This window comes from Flavobacterium tagetis, assembly GCF_016735615.1.
In the GTDB taxonomy this organism is placed as follows: Bacteria; Bacteroidota; Bacteroidia; order Flavobacteriales; family Flavobacteriaceae; genus Flavobacterium; species Flavobacterium tagetis.
In genome coordinates this window covers 713724-727362 of sequence record NZ_JAERSF010000003.1, presented here as the reverse complement: position 1 = coordinate 727362, position 13639 = coordinate 713724, and the positions used below count along the sequence as shown (strand labels likewise).

10 protein-coding genes are annotated in these 13639 nt (G+C 36.1%); 7 read left to right on the top strand and 3 right to left on the bottom strand.

What is annotated here, in order from left to right:
• The first annotated feature begins 165 nt into the window (after window positions 1-165).
• The 7 genes from JI750_RS17140 (at window position 166) to fucP (ending at window position 8192) form a co-directional block, all read left to right on the top strand.
• Complete coding sequence (locus JI750_RS17140; protein WP_202004842.1) at window positions 166-1314, top strand: ABC transporter substrate-binding protein; 1149 nt, start codon at window positions 166-168, stop codon at window positions 1312-1314.
• Entirely contained in the window at window positions 1311-2462 is a 1152-nt protein-coding gene (locus JI750_RS17135) for a CaiB/BaiF CoA transferase family protein (protein WP_202004828.1), read from the top strand. Before JI750_RS17140 ends, JI750_RS17135 begins: the two co-directional genes overlap by 4 nt.
• Before the next feature lie 190 nt (window positions 2463-2652).
• The gene (locus JI750_RS17130; RefSeq protein WP_202004824.1) at window positions 2653-3792 is read left to right on the top strand and encodes a CaiB/BaiF CoA transferase family protein; all 1140 of its coding nucleotides are present in this window, start codon (window positions 2653-2655) and stop codon (window positions 3790-3792) included.
• Window positions 3792-5048 carry an extracellular solute-binding protein gene (locus JI750_RS17125; protein ID WP_202004822.1) on the top strand — a complete coding sequence of 419 codons (1257 nt, stop codon included), beginning with the start codon at window positions 3792-3794 and terminating at the stop codon, window positions 5046-5048. The genes JI750_RS17130 and JI750_RS17125 overlap by 1 nt, the downstream gene beginning before the upstream one ends.
• 33 nt (window positions 5049-5081) lie before the next feature.
• Window positions 5082-6155, top strand: coding sequence for a Gfo/Idh/MocA family protein (locus JI750_RS17120; protein WP_202004808.1), 1074 nt, complete (start codon window positions 5082-5084; stop codon window positions 6153-6155).
• Window positions 6156-6251: 96 nt separating this feature from the next.
• Window positions 6252-6692: a MaoC/PaaZ C-terminal domain-containing protein gene (locus JI750_RS17115; protein ID WP_202004805.1), complete on the top strand. Its 441-nt coding sequence runs from the start codon at window positions 6252-6254 to the stop codon at window positions 6690-6692.
• Window positions 6693-6887: 195 nt separating this feature from the next.
• Window positions 6888-8192 (top strand): L-fucose:H+ symporter permease, encoded by a 1305-nt coding sequence (gene fucP / locus JI750_RS17110; protein ID WP_202004802.1) that lies wholly within the window; start codon window positions 6888-6890, stop codon window positions 8190-8192.
• A 184-nt stretch (window positions 8193-8376) separates the two neighbouring features.
• On the opposite strand, the gene JI750_RS17105 is transcribed toward fucP, so the two are convergent.
• The 3 genes from JI750_RS17105 to JI750_RS17095 all read right to left on the bottom strand — a co-directional run bounded on the left by JI750_RS17105 (window position 8377) and on the right by JI750_RS17095 (window position 13637).
• The gene (locus JI750_RS17105; RefSeq protein ID WP_202004799.1) at window positions 8377-8862 is read right to left on the bottom strand and encodes a hypothetical protein; all 486 of its coding nucleotides are present in this window, start codon (window positions 8860-8862) and stop codon (window positions 8377-8379) included.
• Window positions 8863-9041: 179 nt separating this feature from the next.
• Window positions 9042-10448, bottom strand: a complete 1407-nt coding sequence (locus JI750_RS17100; RefSeq protein ID WP_202004796.1) for an efflux transporter outer membrane subunit — start codon at window positions 10446-10448, stop codon at window positions 9042-9044.
• Window positions 10449-10466: 18 nt separating this feature from the next.
• The gene (locus JI750_RS17095; protein ID WP_202004793.1) at window positions 10467-13637 is read right to left on the bottom strand and encodes an efflux RND transporter permease subunit; all 3171 of its coding nucleotides are present in this window, start codon (window positions 13635-13637) and stop codon (window positions 10467-10469) included.
• Window positions 13638-13639 lie beyond the last annotated feature (2 nt).

Here is a 13639-nt window from a genome sequence, read left to right as displayed (position 1 = left end):
TAGACGGATTGTAAAAATTATATCACTAATTCTCCTATTATGCAAAAAGATTCTTTAATAAATAAAGGATTTCTTGCTCATTTAAATCTTATTTCTACTTTTGTAATTGTATTTTTTACATTTATTATTTCAAACGATTTCACTACTCAAAATTCCTATATAAAAATGATAAAATTAAAAGGCATAACTTGGAATCATACAAGAGGTTTACTACCAATGGTTGCCACATCACAGCGTTTTACAGAACTACATCCTGATGTTGAAATTTCTTGGGAGAAAAGAAGCTTACAAGAATTTGCAGATGCTTCTATTGAAGATTTAGCCAAAAGATTTGATTTATTGGTAATCGATCATCCTTGGACAGGTTTTGGAGCGCAAACCAAAGCGATTCTTCCGTTATCTGATTATTTATCAAACGAATATATTAAAGATCAAGAAATTAACACCGTTGGGAAATCATACGGAAGTTATATTTTTCACGACAAATTATGGGCGCTTCCAATCGATGCTGCAACTCCCGTTGCCTCTGCCCGCTTGGATCTTTTAGAAAAAAATAATTTAGAAGTTCCTAAAACTTATGATGAATTATTGGCATTAGCTAAAAAAGGTTTAGTTGCCTTTGCCGGAATTCCAGTAGATGTTTTAATGAGCTTTTATATGTTTTGCTGCAGTTTGGGTGAAGCTCCTTTTCTTTCTGAAGAAAAAGTGATTTCTGAAACAACAGGAATCAAAGCGCTTCAAATGTTTAGAGAATTAGCTCAATTAATTGATCCTAAAAACTTTAACCGTAATCCAATTCAGGTTTATGAAGCAATGGTCAATTCAGACGAAATTGCCTATTGTCCGTTTGCTTATGGTTATTCTAATTATTCTCGTATTGGCTACAGCCAAAACCTTTTACATTTTTATGATTTAGTAAAATTGAATGAAAACCCTATGATTTCTTCTTTGGGCGGAACTGGATTAGCAGTTTCTTCATTTAGCGAACATATTGAAACAGCCGTAAAATATGCTGAATTTACGTGTTCATCACAAGTTCAGCAAAATATTTATACCGATAATGGTGGCCAGCCAGGACATTTACAAGCTTGGAAAAGCGAAAGAATTAATAGCGTGACGCACGATTATTTCAAAAATACTTTACCTGCTTTAGAGCGCGCTTTCCTTCGTCCGAGATATTATGGTCACATGTATTTCCAAGATCATTCGGGAGATGTGGTTCGCAATTATTTGATGAATGGCGGAGACGAATTAAAAGTACTGGAAGAAATGAATTCGCTTTACGCGGAATCTCTAAAAATTCAGACGGTATGAGACCTTTAGAAGGATTAATTGTTCTGGAATTCTGCCAGTTTTTAGCAGGACCTTCAGCTGGTTTAAAATTGGCTGATTTGGGCGCACGCGTCATCAAAATCGAGCGTCCAATAAAAGGTGAAGCTTGCAGACAATTGAGCATCAAAGATTTATTTGTAGACGATAGCAGTTTACTTTTTCATACGATTAATAGAAACAAAGAATCTTTTGCAGCCGATTTAAAAAATCCAGACGATTTGGTTTTAATCAAAAAACTAATCGAAAAGGCTGATATTATGACACATAATTTCAGACCTGGAGTAATGGAAAAAATCGGTTTAGATTTTGAAAATGCGCTTTCTATTAATCCACAGATTATTTACGGAACTATTACAGGTTACGGAAATGAAGGGCCATGGGCAAAAAAGCCGGGACAAGATTTATTGTTACAATCGCTTTCTGGTTTAAGCTGGCTGAGCGGACGAAAAAGTCAAGGCCCAGTTCCTTTTGGTTTGGCTGTAGCCGATTTAATGTGCGGAAATCATTTTGTACAAGGAATTTTAGCGGCACTTTTAAAAAGAGCCAAAACCAAAAAAGGAGTTTTAGTAGAAGTTAGTCTATTAGAATCTATTTTGGATGTACAATTTGAAGCGATTACTTCTTTCCTAAATGATGGCGGTCAATTGCCAGAACGTGGCGATATTAAAGGAAGTGCACATGCTTTTTTAAGTGCGCCTTATGGAGTTTATCAAACGCAAGATGGTTATTTATCGCTTGCAATGGGAGATTTACTTTTTATTGGAAAAGTGTTAGGTTTAGATTTAAACGCTTACGCGGATAAACATCTTTGGTTTGAAAAAAGAGATGAAATCAGAACGATTTTAAGCGAGAGGATTCAAACTCAAACTTCTGATTATTGGACTGAAATCTTGCAGAAAGAAGGCATTTGGTGCGGAAAAGTTTTCAATTACGAAGAACTAGACAATCAGCCTTTTGTAAATGAATTACAACTGAAACAAACCGTAAAAAATACCGAAGGCGAAACTTTGGTAATGACCAGAAGCCCGATTCAGTTGGACGGTGAGATTTTACTTAGCGAAAAAGCTGCACCAAAAGTAGGACAAGACAATTTGAATATACATAAAGAGTTTATTAATCCTGTTGAGTAAAAAAACACTCATCAGCTTTAATTTAATCTGTACAATCTGCTTTAATCTTTTTAAAATCTGCGTGAAATACTTTTGAACATAGATTTTTCACGCAGATTTACACAGATTTCAGCAGATCAAATTAGATTTTTAATTGTTGAATAAAAACGATTAAACACATAACCCATTAAACGGTTTAACAAACACAAAAATGAAGCCATTAGAAGATTATTTAATTGTAGATTTCAGTCAGTTTCTTTCGGGTCCGTCGGCGAGTTTGCGTCTGGCCGATTTGGGAGCGCGCGTAATAAAAATTGAAAAACCGGGAACGGGAGATATCTGCCGTACTTTATATACTTCTGATTTGATAATGAACGGCGAATCGTCGGTTTTTCATACCATCAACAGAAACAAAGAATCTTTTGCGATTGATTTTAAACAGCCTGAAGAGCTTCAAAAACTAAAAAAATTGTTAGCCAAAGCTGATGTTGTCATGCATAATTTTAGACCTGGAGTTATGGAACGCATTGGATTAAGTTACGAACAAGTAAAAAACATTAATCCAAATGTGATTTATGGTTCGATTTCAGGTTTTGGAGAACATCCCGATTTAAAAGATTTGCCGGGACAAGATTTGCTTTTACAATCTTTAACCGCTTTAACTTGGTTGAGCGGCAATCAGGAAGATGGTCCAGTTCCAATGGGATTATCGATTGTTGATATGCTTGCTGGAGCACATTTGGCGCAAGGAATTTTGGCCGCTTTATATAGAAAAGCAACTCATAATATCGGCGCTCAAATTCAAGTAAGTATGTTGGAATCGGCATTTGATTTTCAGTTCGAAACGATTACGACATATTTTAATGACGGAGGCGAATTGCCTGTTAGAACTAAAACCAATAACGCACACGCCTATTTGGGAGCGCCATACGGAATTTATAAAACCAAAAATGGCTATTTAGCTCTTGCAATGGGATCTATTCCTGTTTTGGCTTCTTTACTAAAATGTGATGCTTTATTGGCTTTCCCTGAAAATAAATTTACGCTTAGAGACGAAATCAAAAATATTCTTGCCGATCATTTGCAAACGCAGGAAACACAATTTTGGCTCGATATTTTAGAACCCGCTGACATTTGGTGTGCGGGAGTTTTAAACTATCAACAGCTATTTGCTGAAGACGGATTTAAGGTTTTGAGTTTTACCCAACAAGTCGAAATGCTTGACGGTTATACGTATAAAACAACACGCTGTCCGATAAAAATCGACGGCGAATATCTGACTTCTGGAAAAGGTTCTCCTAAACTGGGTCAGGACAACGAGAAAATTATTAAAGAATTTATTGACTGTTAATGGAAAAAATTAGAATCGCCGTTCGTAAATTCGATCCTTTCGAAAGTACACTTCGAAAATTATGGGATGCATTTTCACTTCAAAATAATATAAAAATGGAAGCGGAAATGGTTGCCTTAGAACTTCATGATTTATATGAAACTACAATTTCAGATAAAGGTCTAAAAGAAGGAAAATGGGACATCGCCCATATTAACACCGATTGGATTTATGACGCTGCAAACGAAAATGCGGTTCTTAATTTATTTCCATTAATTGGAGAAAATCCGCCAGAAAATTATCCTTTTGGATGGCATAAATCGTTGTTGCATTTGCAGAAACTAAGTAACGGCATTTTCGGACTTCCTTTTCACGACGGTCCAGAATGTTTGATTTACCGAAAAGATTTATTCGAAAACGAAACGGAAAAAGAGAATTTTAAAAAACAGTTTGGTTACGAACTTGATACACCAAAAACATGGCAGGAATTTGCAGAAATTGCCACATTCTTTAATCGTCCCAAACAAAATTTATACGGTGCTGTTTTTGCCAATTATCCAGACGGACATAATATGGTTTTCGATTTTTGCCTGCAATTATGGACACGTGGCGGTTCTTTATTAAACAAAAATAATCATATTGATATACATAACGAAGCGGCTATAAAAGCATTGGATTTTTACAGAAAAATGGTCAATGACAAAAATGCGGTTCATCCAAAATCGAGAGAATTTGGTTCGGTTGAAGCAGGTTTGGCTTTCGCCGAAGGACAAGCAGCAATGGCCATAAACTGGTTCGGATTTGCTTCTATGGCAGAAGTTATCGAAGAATCGAAAGTGAAAGGAAAAATCGATATTACTTCCCTCCCATCCGATCCTGGTCATAAAACAGCTTCTTTGAATGTATATTGGTTGTATACCATTGGTTCTGGAAGCAAACATAAAAAACTGGCTTACGATTTTTTACGTTTTGCCACTACTCCCGAAAGCGATAAACTATTAACTACTGAAGGCGGTATTGGATGCAGAAAATCAACTTGGAAAGATGCAGAAATTAATACTTTAATTCCTTTTTATCATAAACTGGAAATGCTTCATGAAAATGCATTAACACTGCCTCAAACCCCAATCTGGCCAAAAGTAGCCGAACTTATTGACGGCGCAGTTTTAAAAGCCATTGAAACGGATATTTCTTCTGAAATACTTTTAGAGGAAACTCAGAAAAAAATTAGAGAATTAAGTCAAGGAACAACATTACACAGCTCTGTCAAAAATTAAACTTGGCGGGCTTAATTTCAAAATATAGAACAAATGAATATTCCCTATAAACCTTTACTTCCCCAAACAGAACAGCCTATTGTAATTATTGGAGCGAGCGGTATTGTAAAAGATGCTCATCTTCCTGCTTACGAAATGGCTGGTTTTAAAGTTTTTGGTATTACCAACAGAACCATCTCAAAAGCGTACGATTTACAGAAACAATTCAAAATCGATCATGTTTTTGAAAGTGTTGCAGATGCGGTAAAAAATGCACCTTCAAACGCTGTTTACGATATTACCGTTTTACCTGATCAATACATCGAAATTTTAGAACAATTGCCAGACGGAGCTGCGGTTTTGATTCAGAAGCCGATGGGAAATGATTTGGCTCAGGCACGCGAAATTGTAGCAGTTTGCGAAAGAAAGAATCTCGTTGCTGCAATCAACTTCCAATTGCGTTTTGCCTCTTTTGTAAGCGCAGCGAGATATTTAATCGATCAGGGAATTATTGGCGAATTATACGATTTGGAATTCAAAGTTACCGTAAATACGCCTTGGGAATTGTTTCCTTTAATAAAAGAACATCCAAGATTGGAGATTCTTTTCCATAGTGTTCATTATATTGACTGTATTCGATCTTTTCTGGGAAATCCGAAAAGTGTATTGGCAAAAACGGCTAAACATCCGCTTAAGAAATTATCATCGAGCCGATCTACTATTATTTTAGATTATGGAGAAGATAAACATGTTGTCATCAATACGAATCACGATCATCATTTTGGTCCAAAACATGAGGAAAGCTACATCAAATGGGAAGGAACAAAGGGCGCTGTTAAAGCAAAAATGGGCTTGTTAATGAATTATCCTGACGGTTTACCAGACGTTTTTGAATACGCTCTGCCAAAAAAAGATAATGAAAAGGAATATGAATGGACAGAAGTAAAATTGGAAGGTTCGTGGTTTCCAGAAGCTTTTATTGGTGCAATGTCTAATTTGATGCGTTACAAAGAGGGTTCTGACTCAGTTTTATCTGCCAGCGTTCAGGATGTTTTAGGAACAATGAAAGTTGTAGAAGCTTGTTATGAAAGTAACAAAAACGGCGGAATTTCTTTTGATGAAGTGTAATTAAAACACTATATTTCAAAACCAAAAAAAACAAATTTAAGCCTTCTTCAAAACAAACGTATTTTTTAAGTAAGGCCGACAAAAAATATCTATAATATGTATTTTAAATCGACTTTTTTCGAAGATTATCAAATCGACGACAAACGAGTAACTTTAGGCAGAACCATTACAGAAACCGATTTTGTGGTTCATGCCGGACACACAGGAGATTTCTTCCCTCATCACATGGACGAAGAATGGTGCAAAACTCAGCCATTCGGACAAAGAATTGCGCACGGAACCATGGTGTTTGCCATCGGAATTGGATTAACCGCTTCGGAAATAAATCCAGAAGCTTTTTCTAGAGGTTACGACAAAATGCGTTTTGTAAAACCAGTTCATATTGGCGACACTATTCACTCTGAAATTACTATTTCTGAAAAAGGAGAAGCCAAAAATCCAGAAATGGGAACCGTAACCGAACATGTAAAAATCATTAATCAACGCGGTGAAGTCGTTTTGGTATGTGATCACTTACTTTTAGTGAAGAAAAAATAATTTTTCTAGAAGTGACAAAGAGACAAAGTTGCAAAGTGACAGAGGTTTCTAAACTTTGAACCTATGAATCTTTTGCCACTTCGAATTCGATAAAAACAAAGAAGATTGTCACAAATCGACAAAATTTTAAAAAACTTTGAACCTTTGTCTCTTTGTCACTTTGAACCTAAAAAATAACAAAAAACTATCTAAACAATGCAAATTACAAACCAAGCCGGCGATCAACACGAAGTGCCGACAGAAGGCGGAAAAGGAAATCAGTACCTTTTGCCTTTTATTCTAGTTACATGCCTATTTTTTCTTTGGGGAATGGCCCACAATTTAGATTCTGTTTTGATTCCGCACCTAAAGAAAGCGTGTGAATTAAACAATCGCCAATCTACTCTAATTGATACTTCTGTATTTTTTGCTTATTTTATTATGGCAATTCCAGCGGGAATGCTGATTAAAAGATTTGGTTATAAAAACAGTATTATTACAGGATTGTTAGTTTTTGCTGTTGGAGCATTTTTATTTGTTCCTGCCGCTAATACCAGAACTTACGAATTATTTTTATTCGCTCTATTCGTAATTGGATGCGGATTAACCATTTTAGAAACTAGCGCAAATCCTTACGCAGCAATATTAGGACCTGCTGAATCTTCTTCTAAAAGATTGAATTTAGCTGCTTCTTTCAACGGATTAGCTGCAATGGTTGCTCCAATTGTAGGTTCCTTATTCATTCTTTCGGGAACCAATCATACACCAGAGCAAATGGCAGCAATGCCTGAAGCAGAAAAAGCAACCTATTTATTAGGCGAAGCAGCTTCTGTAAAAATGCCTTATATCGTTTTGGGAAGCATTTTGGTTTTGGTTGCTATTATATTTTACTTTGTACAACTGCCTTCAATGAAAGCAACTCATTCAGAGGCTGAAATAAAACCTGGATTTTTCTCTGTTTTAAAGTTCAGACACTTAAGCTGGGGAGTTGTGGCGCAATTTTTCTATGTTGGAGCTCAAGTTTGTATTACAAGTTTCTTTATCAGAATTGCACAGCAAGGTGCTGGATTAGACGAAAAAACGGCTGGATATTACTTAGGAATCTATGGTTTCCTTTTTATGGCAGGACGTTTTATTGGAACTTTCTTTTTACGTTTTGTAAAAGATTATGTTTTATTGTCAATCTACTGCGTAATGAGCGTTTTACTATGTTTAGTTGCAATTTACGGTTCTGGAATCGTAGTGATTTACGCTCTTGGAGGAATCGGATTCTTTATGTCAATTATGTTTCCAACGATTTTCTCTTTAGGAATTAAAGGCTTAAAATCGAATACAGAAACGGGTTCTTCTTGGCTAGTAATGTCGATTGTTGGTGGAGCAATTATTCCGTACGGAATGGGAACTTTGATTGATATGAATCATGATGATATTCAGTCGGGATATATTATTCCGTTGGTTTGCTTTTTGATTATTCTTTCTTTTGGGGCTTTTGGTCATAAGGTGAAAGCTGTTTCTGAATAGTTTTTTAGCCACAGATTATTTGGATTAAAAAGGATTTTTCTAGCCACTAATCATCACAATACGTTTCCCGCGGTTAAAACCGCGGGCTATGTTTGAAATATATAAACGATATATTTTCTATTTACTCATTGTATAAAAATCAAAAACGCCTCCAATGGGAGGCGTTTTCTTTTAGTCATGTTTATTAATGGTGTTTGCCATTACCGTGATCGTGGTTCTTGTCTGACTTATTTCCTTTGTTTTTTCCTTTATTATCTTTATCATTTCCGTAATGATTTCCGTTGTTGCCTTTTGGTTTTTCTCCTCTATTTTTTTGAGGTTTTCCGTGGTAACCTTTCGGATATTCGGCTCTATGCTTTGTGTGATAGTAATAAGGAGAATCTCCTCTGTAATCAGTCAAAACTACTTTGTATCCTGAATATAAATCATAACTTCTATATCTTGACGGAAGTCTTCTTTCACGAACCCATTTTCCGCTGTTGTCGTAAATAAATACGCTTTGATTCACATCATAATATACATCGATGTCTGGCAAATAATAGTATCTGCTGTTGTCGTAACCTTGTGGTCCCCAATTTGGAGGTGTACCAATATTTACATTTACTGATACCTGAGCTTGAGCAAAAAATGCACTCATAAAAAGCACTGAGGCAAATATAAACTTTTTCATTTCTTTAGAATTTAAATGTTAATCTTATTAGATATTAATCGAAAGTAATGCCAAAGATTCACGATTCAAGCATTCATTATACAAAATCATCAAACTAATCGACGGAGAGCGTTTTTTAAACGACGTACTTTTCAAAAAACCGTCTCAGGTTTTGAGACGGTTTTTATCATAATAAACAATTATTTCCAACCACCACCCAACGCTCTGTACAAATTAATAACAGCTTGTAATTTTTGCAGGTTATCATTAACTCCGTTTAATTGTGCTGCTAAAAGGTTTTGCTGCGATGTTAATACATCTGTATAGTTAGTTGCAGAACTATATTCTAAAAGTTCTTGTGTAAAGTCAACTGCTTTTTCTAAAGCGGCAATTTGCTTCGCTCTAGAATCTTCTTTTTCAACAGCCATTTGGTACGCATACAAAGCATTTGAAACTTCCTGACCAGCTACTAAAAGACTTTGTTGGAAATTGTTGTATGCTTGCAATTGTTGTGACTGGGCTGTAGTCAATCTCATTTTATTTAAGCCATTATTGAATAAAGGCTGTGTTAATCCTCCAATAATCGAATAAAAAATAGAATGGCTAAAGAAGTCATTCAATTCTAAATTTGAAAATCCTGTGCTTGCTGTAAGCGTCAGACTTGGATAAAAATACGTTTTAGCCAAATTAGTTGATTCGAAAGCGACTCTGAAATTAAATTCCGCTTGACGGACATCAGGACGGTTATTCAATAACTGTGCTGGCATTCCGATTGCAATTTTTTCAGGAATAATCTGTGTTCCCAAAACACCTCTATCAATTGGCCCAGGTCCTTGTCCAAGTAAAATATTTAAAGCGTTTTCGGTTTCACGAATACTTTGTTTCAAGTCCGGAATTAAAACTTCGGCCGCATGCTGATTAGCCTCACTCTGAACAACAGCTGCACCAGTTACAATTGCTCCTTCTTTTAAAGCTTTAATGGTTGCAACGTTTTCGATACGGCTTTTTAATGTTTCTTCCGTAATTTTTAACGATTCATCATACGATAATAACAAGAAGTAATTATTGGCAATATCAGCAATTAATTGTGTCTGAATGGCTTGTTTTGCAGCATCAGAAGCTAAATAAGTTGCTAAAGCCGCTCTTTTAGAACTGCTTAATTTTCCCCAAACATCAATTTCCCATGAACTGCTTACACCTAATTTGTAAGTAGTCGTTAAAGTATTAATATTGATTCCTGCTGGAAAGTTTAATCCTGCCTGAGATTGCTTGTTATGCGTTACGTTTGCATCCAACTGCAAACTTGGGTAATAAGCCAATTTACTCTGACGCAAAGAAGCTCTTGCCTGAACAATATTCTCAATTGCATTTTTCAGATTCAAGTTTTGTTCTAAACCTTTTTGAATTAATGCGTTTAGTTTTTCATCTTTAAAAACAGTATTCCAAGGCATGTCTGCAATTGTAGTCGAATCTGTTGTAGACTGATCACGATACAATTGATCTGTTTTTAAAGTTGTGGGACGTTCGTATTTCTTGGTAACAGAGCACGCACTAATGAGTGCGGCTGTTATTACCAGTAAAATATATTTATTAGAACTATTCGTCATTTTTGTTGTAATTAAATTTTACTCTTTGTGAGCTTCTATTAAATGAATTTCGTCTTCATCATCATCGTCATCATCATAACCATCTTTCGCTGGACCACTTATTCTTTCTTGCAAGTTTTGGAAAATGATAAACAGAACTGGAATAACAAATACTCCTAAAATGGTTCCGATTAACATACCTCCAACGGCACCAGTACCAATAGATTTATTACCAACAGCACCTGCGCCTTTGGCAAACATCAACGGAACTAATCCTAAAATAAAGGCAAACGAAGTCATCAGAATTGGACGTAAACGCGCTACTGCTCCTTCAATAGCAGCTTGTACAATTGGAAGTCCTTTTCTTCTTCTATCCAAAGCAAATTCGACAATCAAGATACCGTTCTTCGCCAGAAGTCCAATAAGCATGATTAAAGAAATCTGCAGGTAAATGTTACTATTTAATTTAAAAATAATCGAGAATAAATACGCACCTGCTAATCCAAACGGAATTGATAATAATACCGCAAATGGTAAAATGTAACTTTCGTATTGTGCACTCAGTAAGAAATAAACGAAAACCAAACATAAAAGGAAAATAAAAATCGTTTCGCTTCCCGAAGCTAATTCCTCACGCGTTAAACCTGAAAATTCATATCCATAACCTGCTGGAAGATTTTCCGCTGCTACTTCCTGAATTGCTTTAATAGCATCTCCAGAACTATAACCTGGTTTTGGTGCTCCCGTAATCGAAATTGACGTAAATAAGTTAAATCTCGAAATAGATTCTGGTCCAAAAACTCTAGTCATTTTTACAAACTCGGTAATTGGCGCCATATTTCCTGCGCTGTTTCGAACGAAAATTTTATTCAATCCTTCTGTATTCGCTCTAAATTCTGGAGCTGCTTGAACCATTACACGGTATTGTTTTCCGAATTTGTTGAAATTCGAAGCATACAATCCTCCGTAATATCCTTGCATGGTCGATAAAATCGTATTTACAGAAACTCCTGCATCTTTCGCTTTCGCTAAATTAATATCCATCATATACTGAGGGAAACCAGGGTTAAATGGCGTTGTCGCATATTGAATTTCTGGACGTTCAGATAATTTCGCTAAGAATTCATTATTCACTTTATAAAACTCAGAAGTCGTATGTCCTCCTTTATCCTGCAATTGGAATTCGAATCCACCACTTTGTCCAAAACCTTGGATAGTTGGAGGAGAAATAAAGAAAATACTTGCTTCGCGAATACCACTTGTTTTTGCAAAAAGCTGTCCAATTACATCATCAACACTAAGATCACGCTGATCCCAAGGATATAATTTTACAATTACCATACTGTAAGCACTACCTGCTCCAGCCGTAAAGTTCTGTCCGACAATACGAAGTGTATTTTTAACTCCTGGAATGGTTTTCGCAATACTATCTACTCTTTTAGCAATAATATCAGAACGTTCCATAGAAGCTGATGGTGGCAAACTAATATTAGCGAAAACAGTTCCTTGATCTTCCGAAGGTACGAAAGCAGAAGGCGTAGTTTTCATCATATAAACTAACGCAACACCAGCAATTACAATTGAAGCCAATGCAATCCATTTTTTCGCAGAAAGAAAACTTACAGAACGTTTATATCGCGCCGTAACATTATCAAATGCCACGTTAAATGAAGTGTAAAAACGCTGTAAATAGCTTTTATGTTTGTGATCATCGGCATGTGGTTTCAATAAAAGCGCACATAAAGCAGGACTCAAAGTCAAGGCATTTACTGCCGAAAGAATAATCGCAACCGCCAGTGTAATACCAAACTGTTTGTAGAATACCCCTGTTGATCCGTTAATAAAGGTTACTGGAATAAATACCGCAGCCATTACCAAAGTAATCGAAATAATCGCTCCAGAAATTTCGTCCATCGCGTGAATAGTCGCTTTTTTAGCCGACTTATATCCATGATCCAACTTGGCGTGAACGGCCTCGACGACAACAATCGCATCATCGACCACAATACCAATGGCGAGTACCATTGCAAAAAGCGTCAATAAGTTAATCGTAAATCCGAATAAATTCAAGAAGAAGAACGTACCCACAATCGCAACCGGAACTGCAATTGCTGGAATTAAAGTTGATCTAAAATCTTGAAGGAAAATAAACACCACGATAAAAACCAATATAAAAGCTTCAACCAACGTATGAATTACTTTTTCGATAGAAGCATCCAAGTTCTCATTAACGTCCACCATAATAGTGTACTTCATTCCTTTTGGAAAACTCTTCGCTGCTTCTTCAATCAGTTTTTTAGAATTGATAATTACATCACGAGCATTAGATCCAGGAGTCTGGCTAATCGCCATTGCTGCCGATTCTACTCCGTTTGTTTTAATCGTTGACGAATAACTTAAAGATCCCAATTCAACTTTGGCTACATCTTTAAGTCTAAGCATCTGTCCGTTTCCAACAGATTTTATAACAATGTCTCCAAATTCCTGAGCACTTGTTAAACGTCCTTTGTATTTAATTACATATTGAAATGCCTGATTTCCGTTTTCACCAAATTTACCTGGTGCCGCTTCGATGTTTTGTTCTGCTAAAGCTGCCGAAATATCACTTGGAATCAGTTTGTATTGTTGCATTATGTCTGGTTTCAGCCAGATTCTCATTGAGTAATCTTTGGCACCAAAAACAGTTACATCTCCAACCCCAACTACACGCTGAATTTGCGGTACAAGGTTAATCTTTGCATAGTTTTGAAGAAATGTCTGATCGTAAGCTTTATCATCGCTATATAAAGAGAAAATCAACAAGTTACTACTCTGACTTTTGGTTACTGTAACCCCAGCCTGAGTTACCTCTACTGGCAATAAACTGGTTGCTCTAGAAACCCTGTTCTGAACGTTTACCGCTGCTAAATCAGGATTTGTTCCCACTTTAAAGAAAACTTTGATCGAAGCATTTCCGTCATTTGTTGCTGTAGAAGTCATGTACGTCATGTTTTCTACACCATTAATTTGTTCTTCAAGCGGAATTACGATACTTTTAAGTACCACATCTGCATTGGCTCCAGTATAACTTGCCGCAACGTTTACCGTTGGCGGCGCGATATCCGGATATTGGGAAATCGGTAACTCAATTAGGCCTAAAACACCTAAGATGACGATAATAACAGATATTACCGTCGAGAGTACGGGTCTTTGTATAAATTTTTTAAACATTT

Bases quoted from the DNA above. Each gene is read 5' to 3' on its own strand.
- JI750_RS17120 (WP_202004808.1), top strand. From the start codon at position 5,082: ATGAATATTCCCTATAAACCTTTACTTCCCCAAACAGAACAGCCTATT.
- JI750_RS17135 (WP_202004828.1), top strand. From the start codon at position 1,311: ATGAGACCTTTAGAAGGATTAATTGTTCTGGAATTCTGCCAGTTTTTA.
- JI750_RS17100 (WP_202004796.1), bottom strand. From the start codon at position 10,448: ATGACGAATAGTTCTAATAAATATATTTTACTGGTAATAACAGCCGCA.
- JI750_RS17105 (WP_202004799.1), bottom strand. From the start codon at position 8,862: ATGAAAAAGTTTATATTTGCCTCAGTGCTTTTTATGAGTGCATTTTTT.
- JI750_RS17125 (WP_202004822.1), top strand. From the start codon at position 3,792: ATGGAAAAAATTAGAATCGCCGTTCGTAAATTCGATCCTTTCGAAAGT.
- JI750_RS17095 (WP_202004793.1), bottom strand. From the start codon at position 13,637: ATGTTTAAAAAATTTATACAAAGACCCGTACTCTCGACGGTAATATCT.
- JI750_RS17115 (WP_202004805.1), top strand. From the start codon at position 6,252: ATGTATTTTAAATCGACTTTTTTCGAAGATTATCAAATCGACGACAAA.
- JI750_RS17130 (WP_202004824.1), top strand. From the start codon at position 2,653: ATGAAGCCATTAGAAGATTATTTAATTGTAGATTTCAGTCAGTTTCTT.
- JI750_RS17140 (WP_202004842.1), top strand. From the start codon at position 166: ATGATAAAATTAAAAGGCATAACTTGGAATCATACAAGAGGTTTACTA.
- fucP (WP_202004802.1), top strand. From the start codon at position 6,888: ATGCAAATTACAAACCAAGCCGGCGATCAACACGAAGTGCCGACAGAA.